The following is a 20,816-nucleotide window of genomic DNA, read 5'->3' on the forward strand; positions in this document are numbered from 1 at the left end:
GACACCATGAAAAAGCTACATCCTGCTCGCTGGGCATGCGCCCTGCTGGCCGCCCCACTGCTGTCCAGCCCCGCCTTGGCAGCCGACTGGAGCGACACCTTTTTAGGCTACCGCTTCAGCACGCAATACACCGAGCCGATGAACGATCGGACTATCCAGAAGCACATCCTGAGCCTGACACACGTTAACGGCTACAGCCTGGGCCAGAACTTCTTTAACCTGGATATTCTGCAGTCGGATCGCTACGACCCGTCCAGCGGCAATGGCAGCAATGGCGCCACCGAGTTCTACGCCACCTACCGTCACCAGCTCTCCATGGGCAAGGTATTCGACAAGGATCTGAGCTTTGGTCCCGTGAAAGATGTGGCCATTACTGCAGGCTTTGACCTGAACACCAAGAACACTGCCTTTGCACCTCGCAAACGCCTGCTGGTGCTGGGCCCGACCTTCAAATTCGATGTCCCCCGAGGTTTTGTGGACCTGAGCCTGATGGTGGGTAAGGAATGGAACCACTGCGGTCTGGGTGCCCCCGCCTGCCCCGACAGCCGCAGCTCCTTCCACACCCAGTTTCTGGCCAGCCTGAACTGGAACCTGCCCTTCGATGTGGGTTCGGTCCCGCTGAAGTTCCAGGGCTTTGCCAACTACGCCGGCCCCAAAGGTGACGACTACGCAGGCATCAGCACCAAGTCTGAAGTGCTGGTTCGTACCTCCCTGATGGCTGACGTGGGTAAAGTGGCCTTCGACAAGAAGAACACCCTGTGGGTGGGTATTGGCTACGAGTACTGGTACAACAAGTTCGGTAATCGCTATATGGCGAACGGCAACCTGAAGCCTGGCATCAAAACCAGCGCCCCCACCGTACAAGTGGAATGGCACTTCTAAGCGCCATGCAGCATAAAAAAAACCGCTTTTCGAAGCGGTTTTTTTTATTCAGAAGACCAAAGCAGTTAGAACTGCACCTCGCCGTCCCAATAACCCGGGGTGTTGTAGATGGCTCGCAAATAGTCGATAAAACGTCGCACTTTGGCTGGCAGATAACGCTGTTGCTGATACACCGCCTGGATGTCGTAGCTGGGAATCTCGAACTCATTCAGCACCGTCACCAGCTCGCCTCGCTTGAGTTCTGGCTGAATTTCCCAGGTGGAGCGCCAGCCAATCCCCCAACCTTGCTTGACCCAATTAAAGAGCAATTCACCGTCATTGCAGTCCAGATCACCATCAACCCGTACCGCCAAAGGACGACCATCCCGCAAGAAGGTCCAACCGCGTTGCTGCCCACCCTGCAAATTGAACGCCAGGCAGTTATGACGAGCCAGATCTTCCGGTACGCGCGGCACCCCGTGACGCTCGAAATACTCGGGCGTACCACACACCACACGCCGGTTCGGATACAGACGTACCGCCACATAGTTGGGGTCTGTGACCTCGCCAATACGCAAGGCCATGTCATAACCTTCGCGCACCAGATCCACCACGCTGTCGGTGAAGTTGAAAGACAGCTTCAGCTCGGGGTAACGCTTCTTGAAGGACAAGGCATGCGGTGCCACATGACGACGCCCAAAGGCAGCCGGAGCCGATACCACCAGGTGCCCGCGCACCACTTTACGCTGGGCGCTGATGCTGGCTTCGGCCTCTTCAAAGTCCTTCAGAATTTGTTTGCACTGCTCCAGAAACTGCTCGCCCAGATCAGTCAACGTCAGCCCGCGCGTGGACCGGTGCATCAAACGCACTCCCAGTCTCTGCTCCAAGGCATCCAGGCGCCTACCCATCACCACCGGGGTAACGCCTTCGATCACGGACGCAGCCGCAAAACTGCCTTTTTCAGCGACCAGCGCAAAACTTCGAATTTCGGTATAACGGCTCATTCAATACTCCAAGTATCGATAGAAACAATCGTACCACCATTTCTAGGCAGGGCTATCACTCCTTATTATCGAGTTGTGAATTTCGTCAAACGATGATCTAGGAGATATCAATGGCTCGAATGAGAGCAGTGGACGCCGCCGCCGCGATTTTACGTAAAGAAGGCGTGAGCACCGTATTTGGCGTGCCTGGCGCCGCAATCAACCCCTTCTACTCCGCACTGCGCAAGGAAGGTGGCTTTGATCACATTCTCGCCCGCCACGTGGAAGGAGCTTCCCACATGGCCGAAGGTTTTACCCGTGCCAATCCCGGCAATATCGGCGTATGTATCGGTACTTCCGGCCCCGCTGGCACAGACATGATCACCGGCCTGTACTCCGCATCGGCTGACTCGATCCCAATTCTGTGCATTACCGGCCAGGCCCCTCGTGCCCGCCTGTACAAGGAAGACTTCCAGGCCGTGGACATTGAATCCATTGCCAAGCCCGTGACCAAGTGGGCCGTCACCGTGCGCGAACCCGATCTGATCCCGCGCGTGTTCCAGCAGGCTTTCCACATCATGCGCTCTGGCCGTCCTGGTCCTGTGCTGATCGATATGCCTATCGACGTGCAAATGGCCGAGATCGAATTTGATCTGGATACCTACTCCCCGCTGGAAGCCTACAAGCCTGCTGCCACCCGTGCCCAGGCTGAAAAAGCCATCGAACTGCTGAACGCTTCCGAGCGTCCGCTGATCGTATCCGGTGGCGGCGTCATCAACGCCAACGCATCCGAGCTGCTGCAGGAATTTGCCGAGCTGGTCAACGTACCCGTTATCCCGACTCTGATGGGCTGGGGTACTGTGGCCGACGATCACCCATTGATGGCTGGCATGGTTGGCCTGCAAACCTCGCACCGCTACGGCAACCAGACCTTGCTGGCATCGGACTTTGTATTCGGTATCGGTAACCGCTGGGCCAACCGCCACACCGGTTCCGTAGACGTCTACACCGAAGGCCGCAAGTTCGTGCACGTGGACATTGAGCCTACACAGATCGGCCGTGTATTTGGCCCTGATCTGGGTATTGCCTCGGACGCTGGCGCTGCACTGAAGCTGTTCATTGAAGTGGCCAAGGAGTACAAGGCTGCCGGCAAGCTGCGCGACCGCGCCGCCTGGGTAGCCGACTGCCAGAAACGCAAGGCCACCTTGCAGCGCAAGACCAATTTCGACAACGTGCCCCTGAAGCCTCAGCGCGTTTACGAAGAAATGAACCGCGCCTTTGGCCCTTCGACCACCTACGTCAGCACCATTGGCCTGTCGCAGATTGCTGCCGCCCAGTTCCTGCACGTGTACAAGCCACGTCACTGGATCAACTGCGGTCAGGCAGGCCCATTGGGCTGGACGATTCCTGCTGCACTGGGTGTGGTTGCGGCTGACCCCGGTCGCGAAGTGGTAGCCATTTCGGGCGACTACGACTTCCAGTTCATGATTGAAGAGCTGGCCGTAGGCGCACAATTCAAGCTGCCTTACCTCCACATTCTGGTCAACAACGCCTACCTGGGTCTGATCCGTCAGGCACAGCGCGGCTTTGAGATGGACTATTGTGTACAGCTGGCCTTTGACAACATCAACGCCCCAGAAACCGAAGGTTATGGTGTGGATCACATCACCGTGGTGGAAGGTCTGGGTTGCAAGGCCATCCGCGTACACAAACCCGAAGACATCCAGCCTGCCATTGAACAGGCTCGCGCATGGATGAAAGAGTTCAGCGTGCCGGTTGTGATCGAACTGATCCTGGAGCGCGTCACCAACATTGCCATGGGTACCGAACTGCACAATGTGACGGAATTCGAGTCCCTGGCCGAAGCGGGTATTGACGCCCCCACCGCCATCTCGCTGATGGACTGATTGCTGATTTAAAAAACGGAGTAGCACTATGCCAAAATTTGCCGCCAACCTGACCATGCTGTTTAACGAGCACGACTTCCTGGATCGCTTCCAGGCAGCGGCCGAAGCTGGTTTCAAGGGAGTGGAGTACCTGTTCCCCTACGCCTACGACAAACAGCAGCTGGCTGACAAACTGCAACAACACGGTTTGACCCAAGTGTTGCACAACCTGCCTGCGGGCGACTGGGACGGCGGCGAGCGCGGCATTGCAATCCTGCCCGAGCGCGTGGGTGAATTCCAGGACGGCGTAGGCCGTGCCATTGAATACGCCACCGCGCTGGGCTGCAAGCAAGTCAACTGCCTGGCTGGCAAGCTGGCCGAAGGTGCAGACCGCGAACTGGCTCACAAGACCTTGGTCAGCAATCTGCAGTTTGCTGCCGCCAAGTTGAAAGACGCCGGCCTGCGCCTGCTGGTTGAACCCATCAATACCTTCGACATTCCAGGTTTCTACCTGAACCGTACCGAACAGGCCGCGGCGCTGTTGCAGGACGTGGGTTCGGACAATCTGTTCATCCAGTACGACGTCTACCACGCCCAGCGCATGGAAGGCGAGCTGGCTGCCACCATGAAAAAGCACCTGGACAAGATTGCACACATCCAGATCGCGGATAACCCAGGCCGCAACGAACCGGGCACAGGCGAGATCAACTACGCCTGGCTGTTCAAGTACATCGACAGCATTGGCTACCAGGGCTGGATCGGCGGCGAGTACAAGCCCGCCGGCGTGACCAAGGATGGCCTGGGCTGGATGACTGAACTGACTGAAGTCACTGCCTGATCGTCGAATACCTGCAGATAATTATTAGGAGATTACACAATGGCTAAAATCGGTTTTATTGGTTTGGGCATCATGGGCGCACCCATGGCCGTCAACCTGATCAAAGGTGGTCATGAGCTGTTTGCCTACACCCGTGGCGACTTCCCCAAAAGCGTGAAAGAAGCTGGCGCCACCGTTTGCGCCAACGGCACCGAAGTAACCCGTCAGGCTGACATCATCATCACGATGGTGCCCGACACCCCGCACGTGGAAGATGCGCTGTTTGGCGAAGACGGCATTGCCGCCGGTCTGAGCGCTGGCAAGATCGTGGTGGACATGAGCTCCATCTCCCCCGTGGCCACGAAAGACTTTGCCGAGCGCATCGTCAAGCTGGGCTGCGAATACCTGGACGCTCCTGTGTCCGGTGGCGAAGTCGGTGCCAAGGCTGGCTCGCTGACCATCATGGTCGGCGGCAAGCAGGAAGCCTTCGACAAGGTCAAGCCCCTGTTTGAATTGATGGGCAAGAACATCACCCTGGTCGGCGGCTACGGCGACGGCCAGATCACCAAAGTGGCCAACCAGATCATCGTGGCCTTGACCATTGAAGCCGTGGGCGAAGCCCTGCTGCTGGCCTCCAAGGCCGGTGCCGATGCGGGCAAGGTTCGTGAAGCGCTGATGGGCGGTTTCGCCAACTCCCGTATTCTGGAAGTTCACGGTGAGCGCATGGTCAAGCGCACGTTTGATCCAGGCTTCCGCATCGAACTGCACCAGAAAGACTTGAACCTGGCCCTGACCACGGCGCGCCAGCTGGGTGTAGCACTGCCCAACACCGCAACGGCTCAGGAGCTGTTCAATACCTGCGCCGCCCACGGTGGCGCCGCACAAGACCACTCCGCCATGGTCCGCGCTCTGGAAATCATGGCCAACTACGAGATTGGTCAATAAGATCGGTTCAAGGATGCTCCCGTCCGGACTGGTTTTTTCCAGATATCAAGCCAGTACGACCGGGACATCCAGCAAGCGGGCTGCGGCCCGCTTTTTTTTACCGCCAAGCCCCCCAGACAGCACACCCTTTCTAGAAGGCTGCAAGTCAAAGCGGGGAGGTGAAGGCGTGTTGTAGCGCAGTAAGATGGTTTGTTGCCGTCACTCTGCATTAGGATTGACCCATGAAGATCGAGCCACAAGACTTACTCAGCAAAATGTTTCAAGCTGCCGTCAACGCGGCTCAGCCTGAACATTGCATCCCGCCTTATCTGCCCGATGCTCCCAAAGGCCGCACCATTGTGATCGGTGCTGGCAAAGCATCGGCAGCGATGGCCCAGGCACTGGAGCGTCACTGGGACAAAGGCCCCATCAGCGGTGTTGTCGTCACCCGCTATGGCTACGGCGTGCCTTGTGATCACATCAAGATTCTGGAGGCCTCTCACCCCGTGCCGGACCAGGCCGGTGAAGACGCGGCCCGCGAAATTTTGCGCACGGTCAGCGATCTGAACGAAGACGATCTGGTTATTTGCCTGATTTCCGGTGGCGGCTCGTCTCTGCTGCCTCTTGCCGGAGAAGGCATCACCCTGGCGGACAAGCAAGCCATCAACAAAGCGCTGCTCAAATCGGGCGCTTCAATTGGTGAGATGAACACGGTACGCCGCCACTTGTCTGCCATCAAAGGTGGCCGTCTGGCAGCGGCTTGTGCCCCCGCCCGCGTCCTGAACCTGCTGATTTCCGATGTTCCCGGCGACAAGCCCATGGACATCGCTTCTGGCCCCACGGTGGCAGATCCCACCACGTGCGAGCAAGCGCTGGAAATCATCACCCGCTACGGCATCGAGATTCCTGCCGCAGCCCGTGCCCTGCTGGAGAGCGGCGATGGCGAAACCATCAAACCCGACGATCCACGCCTGGCTCATGTCACCACCCATCTGGTTGCTACACCCCAATTGGCCCTGCTGGCTGCAGCTCGTGTCGCTGAAGCCCGTGGCGTGCGTCCCGTCTTGCTGGGCGACAGCATTGAAGGCGAAGCGCGCGATGTAGGCAAAGTCATGGCTGGTATTGCCCTGAGCGTTTCCCAGCATGGCCAGCCTGCCCAGGCCCCCTGCGTGCTGCTCTCGGGCGGAGAAACCACCGTGACCTTGCGCGGCCAGGGCCGTGGCGGTCGCAATGTGGAGTTTCTGTTGTCCACCGCCATTGCCTTGAACGGGGCACCCGGTATCTACGGTTTGGCAGGCGATACCGACGGTGTGGATGGCCAGGAAGAAATTGCCGGAGCCTTCTGCGGTCCGGACACTTTGGAGCGTGCCTGGCAACAAGGTATACGCCCAAGGGCCAGTCTGGACAATAATGATGGTCATGGCTTCTTTGAAGCCTTGGATGACGCATTGGTTACGGGCCCTACCCTGACCAACGTCAACGATTTCCGTGCAATTCTGGTTTTACCCCCTAGCGATTAACGCTTTTCTTAAAGGACTGGACATGAGAGACACGAAAGTACTGACCCTGGCCGATGTTAAAAAAATTGCTGCTGCTGCCGAGCAAGAAGCGCTGAAGAACAACTGGGCTGTCAGCATCGCCATTTGCGATGCAGGCGGTCACGCGCTCTGGATGCAACGTATGGACGGCGCTCCCTTGATGAGCGCGCAGGTTGCTCCCGCCAAGGCACACACATGCGTGCTGGGCGGTGGCAAGCCCAGCAAGGTTTTTGAAGACATGGTCAACAATGGTCGCTTTGCCGCTCTGTCCATGCCCATCACGCCACTGGAAGGCGGCGAGCCGATTGTGGTGGACGGTCAAGTCATTGGTGCAGTCGGCGTGTCCGGCGTAAAGGCACCTGAAGACGCTCAGATCGCCCGCGCCGGTATCGCTGCTCTTTGAGCTATCGATCCCCCTAAGGACAACAACCCATGAAACGTCAACGTCATTCCCGCATTCTGGCTACCCTGGGTCCTGCCAGTTCTACGCCAGAACGCATTCGTGAACTGTTCGAGGCCGGCGCTGATGTGTTCCGCCTGAACTTCAGCCACGGCACACATGAAGACCATGCCGCGCGCTATCACACCATTCGTCAGATTGAAAAGGAAACCGGTCGCAGTATCGGTATTCTGATGGACCTGCAAGGGCCCAAGCTGCGCGTTGGCAAAATGCAAGATGGCCGCGTGACATTGGAAACCGGCCAGAAATTCCGCCTGGACCTGGACCCCGCCGAAGGGACCAGCCAGCGTGCCTACCTGCCTCACCCCGAAATCTTCGCTGCACTGGAAGATGGGACAGACCTGCTGCTCGATGACGGCAAGCTGCGTCTGCGTGTGGACAGCTTTGGTCCGGATTTTGCAGAAACCACGGTCATGGTCGGCGGCCCGCTGTCCGACCGCAAGGGCGTGAACGTACCCGGCGTGGTACTGCCCATCTCGCCCTTGACCGAAAAAGACCTGATCGATCTGAAGTTTGGACTGGAATTGGGCGTGGATTGGGTTGCGCTGTCCTTTGTGCAACGTCCTGGCGACATCCGTGAAGCCCGCGAGCTGATCGGCGACAAAGCCTGGATCATGGCCAAGCTGGAAAAACCGCAAGCGCTGGAACACCTGGAAGAAATTGTCCAGCTGTGTGATGGCGTGATGGTGGCACGTGGCGACCTGGGCGTGGAAGTCCCACCCCAACGCGTGCCTGTGTTGCAGCGTCAAATCGTGCGTACTGCCCGTGCGGCAGGCCGTCCGGTGGTCGTCGCTACACAGATGCTGGAATCCATGATTACCTCGCCTGTGCCTACACGTGCTGAAGCTTCCGATGTGGCTACCGCCATCTATTCGGGTGCCGATGCCGTCATGCTGTCCGCCGAATCGGCCTCCGGCCAGTTTCCACTGGAAGCGGTGTCCATCATGGACAGCATCATCAAGGAAATCGAAAACGATCCTAGCTGGCGCACCATTCTGGAAGCCAACCACAGCACCGCTGAAGCCAGCACCGCAGACGCGATCTGCTGCGCCCTGCGTCGCGTGGCCAGCATTCTGGAACCGGCAACGAACGTGGCCTACACCACGACTGGCTTTAGCGCCTTGCGTGCCAGCCGTGAACGGCCCATCGCCCCTATCCTGGCACTGACACCCCGTGTGGAAACCGCACGCCGTCTGGCCTTGGCCTGGGGCGTCCATGCCGTGCCTTGCGAGGACGTCAGCGATCTGGGCGAGATGATCGACCACGCTACCGATATGGCAGCGCAACATGAGTTCGCCCAGGCGGGCGACACCATCGTGATGATTGCCGGTGTTCCTTTTGGCACCAGCGGTCGCACCAACCTGCTGCATGTGGCCACGGTTCCACAGAAGTAAGTTCGCTCAACCTTGGCGATAAAAAAAGCCTTGTCCATCCACAATGATGGGCAAGGCTTTTCCTATTCAGACTGTGCAGTATTTTTTTCATGTGAAGCCAAAACAGCGGCGGCGAGCCGCACGGGCATCAACAAGGCCAGAAGCCCCGTAAATGCTGGCCCTTCAAGACAGGACACTCACAAACAAAAGATGCGGGCAAAAAAAAACCCGAGATCTAGAGATCTCGGGCAAATCCACCAAAGGAGGAGGGTGGAGGAGACAATCGTGGCAAGTTGGGCTACCAGATAAAGTATCGAGCCAGAAAGCTAAGGGTTATTACGCTTGTTTTTCCCGCTTTCTTTTCAACATCCAATAACTAAAGTCTACCCACAAAAATGGTGCAATGCAAGATAAATGCTGTGGAAAACCCTTAGATGCGTATCTTGTCGCATTAATGCATCAATTTCCTAACGCAAATATCAGCCCAGGTATCTAGTCGTTAACCCTAGGTCGCCAAACAAGCTCCAAACCTACAAAGAAAAACGGGGCAATTACTGACCCGTTTTGCTACTTGCATCCATGAAGGCTCGGCACTCATCAATAAGTGATTTGGCCCAGAACCCGTTTTACAGGCGATAAGCCGTCGTCGTCATGACTTTGGACATCATGCGCATCAAGGTTTTAACGGGTGGAGGCAAACCCACAGCCCCGTGATTCTCGGCGGTACGACGATGCTCAATCTCGTCATCGCGCATTTTTTCTACGATCCGGCGCGAGCGATTGTCTGTAGCAGGCAAGGACTCCAGATGGCTTTCCAGATGCTCTTCAACCTGGCGCTCGGTCTCGGCCATAAAGCCCAGGTTATAAGGCACCCCTGCCCGGCTGGCGAGCAAGCCTAACGCGAAAGAACCGGCATACCACAAGGGGTTGAACACGCTGGGGCGGCTATCGAGCTCGCGCAAACGGTCATCGCACCAGGACAGGTGATCCACCTCTTCCTGCGCAGCTTGCAGCAGCACTTCGGTTGCCTGGGGATCTTTGCACAACATGGCCTGGCTACGGTACAAGGCTTGGGCGCAAATCTCGCCTACATGGTTCACACGCATCAAGCCGGCAGCATGGCGGGCTTCGTCAGCCGTAATCTCGGACACTTCCTTGCCAGCGGGATTCGGGCGCGACGCGCGTGCCGAACGTCCCAATACTTCCAGGGCCCGATTCGTCTCGCTCAGAATCTGGTCAAAAAAGCTGTTGCGTCGGTACAGACGGGTATCGCTGTTGGAAACGGTATGGCTCATGAGGACACCTGCAAAACAAAATGGATGGGTATTATTGCCGCAAAAAGGCGATCACTGCCTTGCTCTCAGACAAGAGCCAAAGCAATGGCAGCACACAAGCCATGATAACCAGGCCTATGCCGGCAATCTCTTGGTCAGACTGCAGATAGAAATTACAGAGCCGAACCGGGTTGTCGTAATAAAGCAGACCAACAATGGCCATCATCCAACTGAAGTTACCAAAGAAGAACAGACGAAACACCAGATGGGCGCGGCGCCAGGACTCCATGAACAACATGCCCATCAAGACCAGACCGATATATTTGGCAGTGGCCATGGGAGGCGATACCAGCACATCGTCCAGTGCTTTGGGAACCATCCAGTAAGCCGCCGCAAAGCTGACCATGATCAGGCCAGGCAAACCATATTCATTCAAGGCGTAATACGGGCGTAGTAAAGACTGCATGGCAGCCGAACGTCCAACTCCCTGGTAGCGCAAGGCCAGTTGCAAGGTAATGCCCGACAGGACCAACAAGGGAATATGCACCAGCATGTGCAGACTCATGGAGGCGGTCAGCGGGCGATCCCAGAAGGCTGCGGCAGCAAACAGCAAAGCTGCCACCAATGCCAGGGCACTACCAAAATAAGGACGTACTTTAGGGGATTCGACGACACGTTTTAAGGACATTACATCGCTCCCTTCTTATCCAGATCCTCGAGGGCACGCTTGGCATACGCCAGGGCCAACATAGGTTCACCGTAATCCACGATACGACCCAGGCGCGGTTCGGCACTGACAACGTGATAGGCCGCGTTGTGCTCGTACTCATCAAAAGGGGCGGGAATAACGACGATACCAAAATCATCCAGCACACGTTGACGCTGTTCGCCGGGCATCATGGTGACAAATTGCCAGACGTCCGGGTTGGCCTTCATGGTTTTGCTATAGCGGCGCAGGTGATCAGGCGAATCGGTGGGATCAAAACTGATGCTCAGCAGGCGGATACGGTCCTGCAAGCCTTCGTCCACAATCGCTTTTTGCAGTTGCTGATACTCCGAGCCCATCGCCAGACATAGCGTGACACAGCGGGTATAGATGAAATTGACGATGGTAATACGGCCATCGTTTTGCAGCAGAGAGCTTAGCTGGGTACTGCCCCCGGCAGGGAGCAGTACTTCGACATCGGAGATCAGACGCGGCGAGGCGGCAACATCATTGCGACGGGCCGTCTCGGCTGTCAGGGCGGAGAACCCTTGCGTCAAATGGGCCAGTGCCCCAATACCCAGGGCGAAGACCAGGAGAATACTTATAAATAGTCTCATCGCTGGCCCATCATTTCAGTCTTACTCTTCCATGGGAGCCAGATCAGCGTCCCCATTCCAATGATCGGTTTTATCAGCTGTTTTTTCACGTTCGGCTTTGACAAAGGCCACGTCCACAGGATCGGCGCTATTGCCACCCAATTCTGTACGCAGGTAATTAACAACGGCCGTCATTTCCTCGTCATTGAACTTCTCGCGGAACTCGGGCATCGCACCATTGTACTTATTACCCTTGACCGTGATCTCACCCGTAATACCGTGCAGCATGATCTGGACCAAAACTTCAGGCTTGCGCAGCACCCACTCGGAACCCACCAGTGGAGGGAACACGCCAGGAACACCAGCACCCGTTGCCTGGTGACAGGCGGCACATTGGGCCACGAACAGCTGCTGACCATCGACTGCGCCTTCCGGCAATTCGAAGTCGGCAACGATACGGTTGTCGCCCACGGTTGCGTCATGGCTCAGGTCACTGCTGAAAATATAGTAGATGCCCCACAGGAACAGACCTGCAATGATCAGCAGAACCACCCAAGGGATCGGTGCTGCGTTTTCTTCCGGATCGGAATGCTCACGCAGCTGTGCTTCATATTTACGATTGTCGCTCATTCTAATTCTCCGAGGCGCCCCGCCTTGCGGGGCGCGCTAGCTCAGCAATGCCTGTTTATTTGATAACGCTGGCTGGCGCTACGGGATACGTACGATCCAGCGCCAACAGGTATTCAACCAGGTCCAGGGCCTCTTGCTTGGCCACAACCACCTTGCCTTCTGGTGCGAAATCACCTGGCAAGTTGACAACCTTGTCGCCTTCCTCTGCCTTGTCCTTGAGCTCGAACATGAAGGGGTAAGAAGGCATATTGCTGCCAGGAGTATAAGCACGAGGCTGATACAAGTGACCCAGGTGCCAGTCCACGCTAGGCTGACGAGCACCAATATTGAGCAAGTCTGGACCAGTACGCATGGTGCCGAGCAGGTGAGGTGTGTCGTAGAAGTAGTCGCCTGCTACCGAGGCACGACCCCAGCCACGCTGGAAGTCAGGAGCCTGGTTCTGGCTGCGTGGCTGCTGCGAGTGACAGTAGACACAGCCCATATCAATGTATTGCTGACGACCGCGCAGTTGCACTTCCGTGTAAGGCTTCAGGCCTGGAGAAGGCTCCACCCTTTTAACTTGCAGGTAAGGGACAACGACCAGAGCCGATGTGGCCAGGGCGAGCGTCACCATGGCGCCGCCCAATAGTTTGTATTCGCTTTCCATGACTAAATCATGCCTCCACTACATTGCGAGTTGCCGAGCGCTGGTGAAACAGGGCTGGACCAATACGACGGCTGCCATAGCGCAAAGCCATTGCCACAAAGTGGAAGGCAAACACAAGGTGACCCAGAGTCATCAAACCACCACCAATCGAGCGCGACTTCAGGTAAGGCATCGTGACAAACACCGATTCCATGAAGGCTTTGGCAGGATCAAGCATGGCCAGACCTTGCAGCCAACCGCCAATACTCAGACCAATAGCGTAGATGGAGAAACCAATCACAACCAGCCAGAAGTGCAGGGAGATCAGTTTGGGGTAAGGCCATTCCCAGGACATCACGCGTGGCATCACGTAGTAGATGGCACCGAACATCACGATGGTAAAGAAGCCGTACAAGCCGATATGGGCGTGGGCAACCGTGAAGTGCGTGAAGTGGGTAATCGTGTTGATGCTGCGCAGCGCTTCAAAAGAACCTTGAATGGAGCTGACGGTGTACATCATGCCGCCCAGCACGATAAAGCGCAGGGTAGGCGAGTGAATCAGGGTACGGAAGTGACCCTTCATGGTGTAGTGCTGGTTGATCGAGAAAGCCAGCACGGGGATGATCATCATCATGCTTTGGACGATGGACAGGGTAACCATCCACTGCGGCACAGGACCACCAACCAGGTGGTGACCACCAACCTGACCGTAGAAAAATGCCAGACCCCAAAAACCCACCAGAGACAGGTTGTAGGAGCTGATAGGCTGACCGATGATCTTGGGCAGGAAGTAGTACACCGAAGCCAGAGCCATCGGGGTGTAGAACAGACCCAGCACGTTGTGGCCAAACCACCAGTTCATGGTTGCTTGTTCAACACCCACGTGCACGGCAGGCAGGTTGCCGACCAGGAACAGGATGGGGAACCAGAACAGGGCTGCGCCCATGTACCACACCGACACATACAGGTGGTGAGCACGACGGTTTTGCAAGGTGAAGACCAAAGGCAAGGCTGCCAGAGCACCACCGATAACCATCAGGATATCAACCTGCCAAGGCATTTCCAGCCATTCCATACCGTCGGTGATACCCATCGCGATACATGTCAGACCGATAGCCAGACCAATGTTCCACAAGATCCCGCCCGTGATGGCATAACGCGCACCGATCAGGGGAGTCTTGAGCAAACGAGGCAGCATCCACATGGCAACGCCGAACGCGGCCATTGGAGCCCAGCCGTAAGCCACACCGTTCAGGTGCAGCGTACGCATGCGACCAAAGGTCATCCAGGCGTGTTGCGTCAGAAATTCGGGATCGTGCAGCTTGATCGAGCTGATCAAGCCTGCCGTCGAGGCAAAGAGCAGCCAGAAGACCGAACAGGCCAGCAAAATGAAAGTGACCTTGGCGGAGGAGCGGTCGGCTTCCACGCGTTCTGCCAATTCAAGGCTCAGCGCCTGACGATCTTCAGCCGAAATTGCCTTGCGGCCCATCTCTTCTTGAAGTGCCTGACGTTGTTCAGGGGTGGCGGAGGGGTCATCTACCTGCCCGATTTCGCCTTTGGAGAAGATCTCTCGCGAAGCAGCGGGACTGTGGTCAAAGAAGTTACGGCGTAACGACCAGATGAAAACAAAGAGTCCTGTAACGGACAATATGAAAGCTAGTAGCAGTATTGAAACGGTATTCACAATGATCCAGGCCTGGTTAATGTGAAGCTGCCAAGCAGCTCGGCGGCACCTTGACGCGTCGCAGATCAAAAGAGCATGGACGCAAAAAATCTGCGACTGCCTAGGTCGCGAGAGCCGTCATGTTAAAACACCCGCTTGTGACGTCCGAATAAAGCCCCCATTGAAAGCAAGGTTTATTGAGACAGAACAAATACGAGCACGACATTTTTTGGTATACGGGCGACAGCCATTATAGGCGAGGGTAAACCCCTGTGACATATCTGTTTCAAAATGCCGTGTACCGCACAGCAGTTTATCCTAGGACAAACAACAAAACCAGTCTAAATCTTACAAAGAGCATGGTTCTGCTCTGATTTGTCCATATGGAATTTCTTATACGGGTGCCACATCCGCCACCATCAGATGCCCTGAGAAGTAACAAGGCTCACATCCGGGCTTCACATTTCAATTAGCAATAAAGCTGCAAAAATCCGCGTCAAATCACGCTAAACCTGGTTTCCATCCAGGCGCGACACAGCCCTCATCAAAAAGTACAATCACCGCTATCAATCTACTGACGAGTCTTGGCTCGCACTGCAAACAAAGGAATTCATATGGAATGCACAATCGACTGGGGCGGCAAAGACGGAATGTTGTTCGTTGCCCGTACAGGCAGTGGTCATGTGACGGCCATGGACGGTGCACCCGAAGGTGGCGGCAATAACCTGGCTCCACGCCCCATGGAAATGCTGCTGACCGGCGCCGGTGGCTGCGCAGCCTACGACGTGGTGCTGATCCTCAAGCGTGGTCGGCACGCCATTACCGGCTGCCAGGTCAAGCTGACCGCCGAACGCGCCGACACCGACCCCAAAGTCTTTACCAAGATTCACTTCACTTTTGTGGTCACTGGCAAGGATCTGCCCCAGGCCGCCGTTGAGCGTGCCGTACAACTGTCGCACGACAAGTACTGCTCCGCTTCGGCCATGCTGGGCAAAACAGCCGAGATCACCTATTCCGTCGACATTCAGCAAGCCTGAGGCCACCATGTCCCTGTATCCCTACGAAGACCTGCTGCGCCTGGTCTACACCCAAGGCACTCCCAAAGGGGACCGCACCGGCACCGGCACGAACTCGGTATTTGGTCACCAAATGCGCTTCGATCTGTCGCAGGGTTTCCCGCTGATCACCACCAAGAAACTGCATACCCGCAGCATCTTTATTGAGTTGCTGTGGTTTTTGCGTGGTGAGTCCAATGTGCGCTGGCTGCAAGAGCGCGGCGTATCCATCTGGGACGAATGGGCCGACAAGGACGGCAATCTGGGCCCGGTCTATGGTGTGCAATGGCGTTCCTGGCCCACTCCCGATGGCCGTCATATCGACCAGATCAGCCAGTTGGTGGAGCAAATTCGCAAGAATCCCGACTCACGTCGCCTGATTGTTTCGGCCTGGAACGTAGCGGATGTGGGCCAGATGGCCCTGCCCCCATGCCACGCCCTGTTCCAGTTTTATGTGGCCGACGGCAAGCTGTCCTGCCAGCTCTACCAGCGCAGTGCCGATATTTTCCTGGGCGTGCCCTTCAATATCGCCAGCTACGCCTTGCTGACTCACATGATGGCGCAGCAATGTGATCTGGAAGTGGGTGATTTCATCTGGACTGGTGGTGACTGTCACCTGTACTCCAACCACTTCGAACAAGCAGAGCTACAGCTCTCGCGCGAGCCTCGCCCCTACCCCAAGCTGACGATCAAGCGCAAACCCGCCAGTCTGTTTGATTACGAGTACGAAGACTTCGAAATCACCGACTACGATCCTCATCCCCACATCAAGGCGCCGGTTGCCGTATGAGTTCCACTCCTTTCATTCGCCTGGTCGTTGCCTATGCGGCCAATCGCTGCATTGGCAAGGACAATGACCTGCCCTGGCGCCTGCCTTCCGATTTGCAGCACTTCAAACGCGTAACCATGGGTTTGCCCATCATCATGGGCCGTAAAACCTGGGAGTCTCTGGGCCGCCCCTTGCCCGGCCGCCCGAATCTGGTGATCAGCCGCAATGCGGATTACCAGGCAAAAGGTGCGCAGGTATTCAGCAATCTGGACGAAGCCCTGGCAGCCTGCCCCGGCTTTGAAACCGCTTGTGTGATTGGTGGCGAACAGCTGTTCCGTCTGGCCCTGCCTGTGGCGCAAGAACTGATTGCGACCGAGATCAAGGCTGATGTGGACGGAGATACTTTCTTTCCCGAACTGCCTACCGGAGAGTGGCAAGAAGTGGAGCGCCTGCCTCAGCCTGAGGAAAACGGTTTCACTTACGACTACGTGACGTACCGCCGCCGTAGTTAAGAAAACCGGCTACTTGGCCCAAGCTATCCGTCTCACTGCACGCTTAACCGCGTAGGCTCGAAACCAAATAAAAGGCCTGAATCCGATGACACGGCTTCAGGCCTTTTTTGCGATCAGTCCGCCGAAATCAGGCAAGACCAAGGCGTATTCCTGCTAACTCAATATCTGAACTTACTCAGCCACCGCGGCATAAGCAGGGCCATCCAGCAAACCTTGCAGATCAGCAGGATTGTCAGCCTTGAGCTTGAAAATCCAGGTATCAAATGGAGCTTCATTGATCAGATGCGGTGCATCGGACAAGGCCTGGTTGAACTCCACCAGCTCGCCCGCCACAGGCGCGTAAATGTCGGAGGCGGCCTTCACCGACTCCACCACACCCGCTGTAGCACCCGCAGCCAGACGCGTCCCTGGGGTGAAGTCACCCACAAACACCAGGTCGCCCAACTGATCTTGAGCAAAGTCGGTAATGCCAACCAGCACAACACCGTCTTCATCTTTGGCCCACTCGTGGCTTACCACGTACTTTCTATCTCCTGGCAGCTGCATATCGCCTCCCTGACTGACCAGCCAACAATTCCGATGATTTCAGAAACGGCAGCAGACCATGCCCACTGCCCTTCCTGCTCGCATACTTAACCCTGCTCTGCCTGTGCCTTCAAAGCACGTGCACACGCTGCTGCCGACGCCCAGGCCCATTGGAAGTTATACCCGCCCAGCCAGCCGGTGACATCGACCGCTTCACCGATGAAGTACAGACCAGGTACTTTACGCGCTTCCATGCTCTTCTGATTGAGCTCGCGTGTATCCACGCCACCGCTCATCACTTCCGCCTTTTTATAGCCTGCGGTGCCACTAGGTTTCAACTCCCAGCCATTAATCACCTGTCCCACCGTGCGCAACACGCGATCCGGCAGATCAGCCAGACGTTGCTGTCCCACGCCTTTGGGCAACAAGTCCGAGGTATCCAGCCATTGTTCGACCAGACGGCGCGGCCACAAGGTCGACAAGACCGTGACCAGTTGCTGACGGTTACCCGCTTTCAGATCCAATAATTGTTGCGCGATGTCCTGACCGGGAGCCAGGTCCACACTAATGCTCTCGCCCGACTGCCAGTAGCTGGAGATCTGCAAGATACCCGGCCCGGACAAGCCACGGTGCGTAAACAGCAGATCTTCCAAAAAGGCCTGACGTTGCTTGCCCTGCCCTGTGCTGACTTCCACCTCCAAAGCCATGCCGCTCAAGGCAGAGAATGGTTTCCAATCCCGACCGTCAAAGGTCAAAGGGACTAGAGCGGGGTGTGGCTCAATCACTTTCAAGCCGAAGTGACGTGCCACGCGCAAGGCATAGTCCGTGGAACCCAGCTGCGGAATCGCCATGCCACCCGTGGCAATCACCACTTGCAAGGCATTCAAATCCCCCTGACCGGTGCGCAGTACAAAGCCATCCTCGGTACGGCCGATGGACTGCACCGAACAGGGCATGCGCCAGGACACCAGCCCTTTCAAACACTCCTGGCGCAGCATCTGGATGATGGACTCGCTGGAGTCATCACAGAACAACTGGCCTTTGTGCTTTTCATGAAAGCCGATGCGGTACTCTCGCACCAGCTCCAGAAAATCCTGGGGGGTATAGCCCGCCAAGGCCGAACGGCAAAAATGCGGATTCTTGGACAGAAAATTCTCTGGCGAGGTGCCCGTGTTGGTGAAGTTGCAGCGCCCTCCACCGGAAATACGGATTTTCTCGGCCAGCTTTTCAGCGTGATCAATCAGTACCACTCGCAAGCCACGCTGGCCTGCGATACTGGCAGCCATCATACCGGCCGCACCTGCGCCGATGACGGCAACATCAAAAAAAGGGATCACGCGGATTTACTCGTTGGTTTCAGACTCAAGCACACAATCTACGTAGTAGCGTGGCAGTCCATCAGGGCCGATATCCTGCGCCAGTCCATGCACATAGGTCTCAAAGCCAGGGAAGCGGGCATTGAACTCGCGTGCAAATTGCAGGTACTCCACAATGCGCGAGTTAAAGCGTTCGCCAGGAATCAGCAAGGGAATACCGGGCGGGTAAGGCGTCAGCAAGACACCCGTCACACGGCCTTCCAGTTCGTCAATGCCAACGCGCTCGATATCGCCGTGCGCCATCTTGGCATAGGCATCCGAAGGCTTCAAAGCGGGAACCATGTCGCTCAGGTACACCTCGGTCGTCAGACGGGCCAGATCATACTTGCGATAGGCCTGGTGAATCTGCTGACACAGGTCACGCAAACCCATGCGCTCGTAGGTAGGCTGAGTCTTGCAGAAGTCCGGCAAAATGCGCCACATGGGCTGATTGCGGTCGTAATCGTCCTTGAACTGCTGCAAGGCGGTCAGCAAGGTATTCCAGCGGCCCTTGGTGATGCCAATAGTGAACAGAATAAAGAAGGAGTACAGGCCGGTTTTCTCGACTACCACGCCGTGCTCGGCCAGATACTTGGAGACCAGAGCGGCAGGAATACCCTGTTCAGCAAAGGTGCCGGAAATATCCAGGCCAGGAGTCACTACCGTGGCTTTGACCGGGTCCAGCATGTTGAAGTTGGTCGACAACTTGCCAAAGCCGTGCCACTCCGCATCGGAGCGCAGAATCCAGTCGTCACGCTCGCCTATGCCTTCTTCAGGCAGATTGTCCGGTCCCCAAACCTTGAACCACCAGTCGTTCTCGCCGTATTCCTTGGACACCTTTCGCATGGCGCGACGAAAGTCCATGGCCTCGCAAATGCTTTCTTCGACCAATGCGGTGCCGCCAGGCGGCTCCATCATGGCCGCCGCCACATCACAGGACGCAATAATCGCGTACTGCGGGCTGGTGCTGGTGTGCATCAGGTAGGCTTCATTGAACACGTTGCGGTCCAAGGGGCGGTTCTCCGCATCCTGCACCGTAATCTGGGACGCCTGCGACAAGCCAGCCAGCATTTTATGCGTGGAGTGCGTGGCGTAGATCATGGTGTCTTTGGTGCGCGGACGGTCCGCACCAATGGCGTGCATGTCGTGATAGAAATCGTGGAACGCCGCATGCGGCAACCAGGCCTCATCAAAATGCAGCGTGGGGATCTTGGAATCCAGAGTCTCCTTGATCATTTCCACGTTGTAGATCACGCCATCGTAAGTACTTTGCGTCAGCGTCAGAATACGGGGCTTTTTGTTCTTGGCCTTGCTGGCAAAGGGATTGGCCTCGATCTTGCGCGCAATGTTTTCCGGCAGGAACTCGTCTTGCGGAATCGGGCCAATAATGCCCAGGTGGTTGCGCGTGGGGCGCAGAAACACCGGGATAGCGCCCGTCATGGTAATGGCGTGCAGAATCGACTTGTGGCAGTTACGGTCCACAACCACCACGTCGTTATTGGCCACATTGGCGTGCCAGACGATCTTGTTGGACGTGGACGTGCCGTTCGTCACGAAAAAGCAGTGGTCGGCATGGAAGATGCGGGCAGCATTGCGCTCGGCCTCGGCCACCGGGCCGGTGTGGTCCAGCAGCTGGCCCAATTCATCGACCGCATTACAGACGTCGGCACGCAGCATGTTTTCACCAAAAAACTGGTGAAACATCTGGCCAACCGGGCTTTTCAGAAAGGCTACGCCTCCCGAATGCCCTGGGCAGTGCCAGGAATAGGAACCGTCAGAAGCGTACTTGACCAGCTCGCGGAAAAACGGCGGCGCCAGGCTTTCCAGGTAGGAGCGGGCTTCGCGGATGATGTGACGCGCCACGAACTCGGGCGTGTCCTCAAACATGTGAATGAAGCCGTGCAGCTCGCGCAAAATATCGTTGGGGATATGCTGCGAGGTGCGTGTCTCGCCGTACAGATAGATGGGGATGTCCTCGTTGCGGAACCGCAGCTCGCCAATAAAGGAGCGCAGGTTCTTGATCGCATTGGCGACATCCTCCGGGGAATCCACATCGAATTCCTCATCATCAATCGACAAAATGAAGGCGCTCGCGCGGCTTTGCTGTTGCGCAAAAGAACTAAGGTCACCATAGCTGGTGACCCCGAGAACCTCTACGCCTTCGGCCTCTATCGCCGAGGCCAGGGCTCGAATGCCCAGGCCCGACGTATTTTCGGAACGGTAGTCTTCGTCGATGATGACGATGGGAAAACGAAACTTCATCC

20 protein-coding genes are annotated in these 20,816 nt (G+C 56.6%); 10 read left to right on the forward strand and 10 right to left on the reverse strand.

Annotation, left to right across the window (positions count from 1 at the left end):
• The first annotated feature begins 6 nt into the window (after positions 1 to 6).
• Positions 7 to 882 carry a hypothetical protein gene (locus M2Q46_RS11125; RefSeq protein ID WP_115634274.1) on the forward strand — a complete coding sequence of 292 codons (876 nt, stop codon included), beginning with the start codon at positions 7 to 9 and terminating at the stop codon, positions 880 to 882.
• Positions 883 to 947: 65 nt separating this feature from the next.
• Here M2Q46_RS11125 and M2Q46_RS11130 read toward each other — a convergent pair whose 3' ends face one another.
• Positions 948 to 1,865 carry a LysR family transcriptional regulator gene (locus M2Q46_RS11130; RefSeq protein WP_026485032.1) on the reverse strand — a complete coding sequence of 306 codons (918 nt, stop codon included), beginning with the start codon at positions 1,863 to 1,865 and terminating at the stop codon, positions 948 to 950.
• A gap of 110 nt (positions 1,866 to 1,975) precedes the next feature.
• On the opposite strand from M2Q46_RS11130, the gene gcl reads away from it, so the two are divergent.
• From gcl to pyk, 6 genes are all read left to right on the forward strand, one after another.
• Positions 1,976 to 3,751: a glyoxylate carboligase gene (gene gcl / locus M2Q46_RS11135; RefSeq protein ID WP_035271252.1), complete on the forward strand. Its 1,776-nt coding sequence runs from the start codon at positions 1,976 to 1,978 to the stop codon at positions 3,749 to 3,751.
• Positions 3,752 to 3,779: 28 nt separating this feature from the next.
• On the forward strand, positions 3,780 to 4,568 hold the full coding sequence (gene hyi / locus M2Q46_RS11140; protein WP_026485030.1) for a hydroxypyruvate isomerase: 789 nt from the start codon (positions 3,780 to 3,782) through the stop codon (positions 4,566 to 4,568).
• A 39-nt stretch (positions 4,569 to 4,607) separates the two neighbouring features.
• Positions 4,608 to 5,492: a 2-hydroxy-3-oxopropionate reductase gene (locus M2Q46_RS11145; RefSeq protein WP_035271253.1), complete on the forward strand. Its 885-nt coding sequence runs from the start codon at positions 4,608 to 4,610 to the stop codon at positions 5,490 to 5,492.
• 221 nt (positions 5,493 to 5,713) lie between these two features.
• Positions 5,714 to 6,991, forward strand: coding sequence for a glycerate kinase (locus M2Q46_RS11150; RefSeq protein ID WP_060186272.1), 1,278 nt, complete (start codon positions 5,714 to 5,716; stop codon positions 6,989 to 6,991).
• 22 nt (positions 6,992 to 7,013) lie between these two features.
• Positions 7,014 to 7,412 (forward strand): heme-binding protein, encoded by a 399-nt coding sequence (locus tag M2Q46_RS11155; protein WP_009461115.1) that lies wholly within the window; start codon positions 7,014 to 7,016, stop codon positions 7,410 to 7,412.
• A gap of 29 nt (positions 7,413 to 7,441) precedes the next feature.
• Complete coding sequence (gene pyk / locus M2Q46_RS11160) at positions 7,442 to 8,863, forward strand: pyruvate kinase (protein ID WP_009461116.1); 1,422 nt, start codon at positions 7,442 to 7,444, stop codon at positions 8,861 to 8,863.
• A 605-nt stretch (positions 8,864 to 9,468) separates the two neighbouring features.
• Here pyk and coq7 read toward each other — a convergent pair.
• Genes coq7 through M2Q46_RS11190 form a run of 6 tightly spaced genes read right to left on the reverse strand, consistent with a single transcriptional unit; the run spans position 9,469 to position 14,357 of the window.
• Positions 9,469 to 10,137 carry a 2-polyprenyl-3-methyl-6-methoxy-1,4-benzoquinone monooxygenase gene (coq7, locus tag M2Q46_RS11165; protein WP_009461117.1) on the reverse strand — a complete coding sequence of 223 codons (669 nt, stop codon included), beginning with the start codon at positions 10,135 to 10,137 and terminating at the stop codon, positions 9,469 to 9,471.
• Between the two features lie 31 nt (positions 10,138 to 10,168).
• On the reverse strand, positions 10,169 to 10,804 hold the full coding sequence (locus M2Q46_RS11170; RefSeq protein ID WP_035271257.1) for a hypothetical protein: 636 nt from the start codon (positions 10,802 to 10,804) through the stop codon (positions 10,169 to 10,171).
• Positions 10,804 to 11,439, reverse strand: a complete 636-nt coding sequence (locus M2Q46_RS11175; protein WP_009461119.1) for an SCO family protein — start codon at positions 11,437 to 11,439, stop codon at positions 10,804 to 10,806. The genes M2Q46_RS11170 and M2Q46_RS11175 overlap by 1 nt, the downstream gene beginning before the upstream one ends.
• A gap of 21 nt (positions 11,440 to 11,460) precedes the next feature.
• Positions 11,461 to 12,048 carry a cytochrome c gene (locus tag M2Q46_RS11180; protein ID WP_026485026.1) on the reverse strand — a complete coding sequence of 196 codons (588 nt, stop codon included), beginning with the start codon at positions 12,046 to 12,048 and terminating at the stop codon, positions 11,461 to 11,463.
• Positions 12,049 to 12,103: 55 nt separating this feature from the next.
• Positions 12,104 to 12,694 carry a cbb3-type cytochrome c oxidase subunit II gene (locus tag M2Q46_RS11185; RefSeq protein WP_302357238.1) on the reverse strand — a complete coding sequence of 197 codons (591 nt, stop codon included), beginning with the start codon at positions 12,692 to 12,694 and terminating at the stop codon, positions 12,104 to 12,106.
• A 7-nt stretch (positions 12,695 to 12,701) separates the two neighbouring features.
• Positions 12,702 to 14,357 (reverse strand): cbb3-type cytochrome c oxidase subunit I, encoded by a 1,656-nt coding sequence (locus M2Q46_RS11190; RefSeq protein ID WP_031232725.1) that lies wholly within the window; start codon positions 14,355 to 14,357, stop codon positions 12,702 to 12,704.
• Positions 14,358 to 14,950: 593 nt separating this feature from the next.
• On the opposite strand from M2Q46_RS11190, the gene M2Q46_RS11195 reads away from it, so the two are divergent.
• Genes M2Q46_RS11195 through M2Q46_RS11205 form a run of 3 tightly spaced genes read left to right on the forward strand, consistent with a single transcriptional unit; the run spans position 14,951 to position 16,672 of the window.
• The gene (locus M2Q46_RS11195; RefSeq protein WP_009461122.1) at positions 14,951 to 15,373 is read left to right on the forward strand and encodes an OsmC family protein; all 423 of its coding nucleotides are present in this window, start codon (positions 14,951 to 14,953) and stop codon (positions 15,371 to 15,373) included.
• 7 nt (positions 15,374 to 15,380) lie between these two features.
• Positions 15,381 to 16,181, forward strand: a complete 801-nt coding sequence (locus tag M2Q46_RS11200; RefSeq protein WP_009461123.1) for a thymidylate synthase — start codon at positions 15,381 to 15,383, stop codon at positions 16,179 to 16,181.
• Positions 16,178 to 16,672, forward strand: a complete 495-nt coding sequence (locus M2Q46_RS11205) for a dihydrofolate reductase (protein WP_035271262.1) — start codon at positions 16,178 to 16,180, stop codon at positions 16,670 to 16,672. Before M2Q46_RS11200 ends, M2Q46_RS11205 begins: the two co-directional genes overlap by 4 nt.
• A gap of 171 nt (positions 16,673 to 16,843) precedes the next feature.
• Here M2Q46_RS11205 and gcvH read toward each other — a convergent pair whose 3' ends face one another.
• The 3 genes from gcvH to M2Q46_RS11220 all read right to left on the reverse strand — a co-directional run bounded on the left by gcvH (position 16,844) and on the right by M2Q46_RS11220 (position 20,814).
• Entirely contained in the window at positions 16,844 to 17,218 is a 375-nt protein-coding gene (gene gcvH / locus M2Q46_RS11210) for a glycine cleavage system protein GcvH (RefSeq protein WP_021446974.1), read from the reverse strand.
• An 86-nt stretch (positions 17,219 to 17,304) separates the two neighbouring features.
• Positions 17,305 to 18,534, reverse strand: a complete 1,230-nt coding sequence (locus M2Q46_RS11215; RefSeq protein ID WP_302357239.1) for an NAD(P)/FAD-dependent oxidoreductase — start codon at positions 18,532 to 18,534, stop codon at positions 17,305 to 17,307.
• A gap of 6 nt (positions 18,535 to 18,540) precedes the next feature.
• On the reverse strand, positions 18,541 to 20,814 hold the full coding sequence (locus M2Q46_RS11220; RefSeq protein ID WP_009461127.1) for an arginine/lysine/ornithine decarboxylase: 2,274 nt from the start codon (positions 20,812 to 20,814) through the stop codon (positions 18,541 to 18,543).
• Between the last annotated feature and the right edge of the window lie 2 nt (positions 20,815 to 20,816).

The sequence above is a fragment of the Alcaligenes sp. YSL9 genome (assembly GCF_030515105.1).
Taxonomy (GTDB): Bacteria; Pseudomonadota; Gammaproteobacteria; order Burkholderiales; family Burkholderiaceae_B; genus Alcaligenes; species Alcaligenes phenolicus.

What these genes read in the sequence shown, in the direction of transcription:
- M2Q46_RS11125 (WP_115634274.1), top strand. Translation starts at nt 7, where the DNA reads ATGAAAAAGCTACATCCTGCTCGCTGGGCATGCGCCCTGCTGGCCGCC.
- M2Q46_RS11130 (WP_026485032.1), bottom strand. Translation starts at nt 1,865, where the DNA reads ATGAGCCGTTATACCGAAATTCGAAGTTTTGCGCTGGTCGCTGAAAAA.
- gcl (WP_035271252.1), top strand. Translation starts at nt 1,976, where the DNA reads ATGGCTCGAATGAGAGCAGTGGACGCCGCCGCCGCGATTTTACGTAAA.
- hyi (WP_026485030.1), top strand. Translation starts at nt 3,780, where the DNA reads ATGCCAAAATTTGCCGCCAACCTGACCATGCTGTTTAACGAGCACGAC.
- M2Q46_RS11145 (WP_035271253.1), top strand. Translation starts at nt 4,608, where the DNA reads ATGGCTAAAATCGGTTTTATTGGTTTGGGCATCATGGGCGCACCCATG.
- M2Q46_RS11150 (WP_060186272.1), top strand. Translation starts at nt 5,714, where the DNA reads ATGAAGATCGAGCCACAAGACTTACTCAGCAAAATGTTTCAAGCTGCC.
- M2Q46_RS11155 (WP_009461115.1), top strand. Translation starts at nt 7,014, where the DNA reads ATGAGAGACACGAAAGTACTGACCCTGGCCGATGTTAAAAAAATTGCT.
- pyk (WP_009461116.1), top strand. Translation starts at nt 7,442, where the DNA reads ATGAAACGTCAACGTCATTCCCGCATTCTGGCTACCCTGGGTCCTGCC.
- coq7 (WP_009461117.1), bottom strand. Translation starts at nt 10,137, where the DNA reads ATGAGCCATACCGTTTCCAACAGCGATACCCGTCTGTACCGACGCAAC.
- M2Q46_RS11170 (WP_035271257.1), bottom strand. Translation starts at nt 10,804, where the DNA reads ATGTCCTTAAAACGTGTCGTCGAATCCCCTAAAGTACGTCCTTATTTT.
- M2Q46_RS11175 (WP_009461119.1), bottom strand. Translation starts at nt 11,439, where the DNA reads ATGAGACTATTTATAAGTATTCTCCTGGTCTTCGCCCTGGGTATTGGG.
- M2Q46_RS11180 (WP_026485026.1), bottom strand. Translation starts at nt 12,048, where the DNA reads ATGAGCGACAATCGTAAATATGAAGCACAGCTGCGTGAGCATTCCGAT.
- M2Q46_RS11185 (WP_302357238.1), bottom strand. Translation starts at nt 12,694, where the DNA reads ATGGAAAGCGAATACAAACTATTGGGCGGCGCCATGGTGACGCTCGCC.
- M2Q46_RS11195 (WP_009461122.1), top strand. Translation starts at nt 14,951, where the DNA reads ATGGAATGCACAATCGACTGGGGCGGCAAAGACGGAATGTTGTTCGTT.
- M2Q46_RS11200 (WP_009461123.1), top strand. Translation starts at nt 15,381, where the DNA reads ATGTCCCTGTATCCCTACGAAGACCTGCTGCGCCTGGTCTACACCCAA.
- M2Q46_RS11205 (WP_035271262.1), top strand. Translation starts at nt 16,178, where the DNA reads ATGAGTTCCACTCCTTTCATTCGCCTGGTCGTTGCCTATGCGGCCAAT.
- gcvH (WP_021446974.1), bottom strand. Translation starts at nt 17,218, where the DNA reads ATGCAGCTGCCAGGAGATAGAAAGTACGTGGTAAGCCACGAGTGGGCC.
- M2Q46_RS11220 (WP_009461127.1), bottom strand. Translation starts at nt 20,814, where the DNA reads ATGAAGTTTCGTTTTCCCATCGTCATCATCGACGAAGACTACCGTTCC.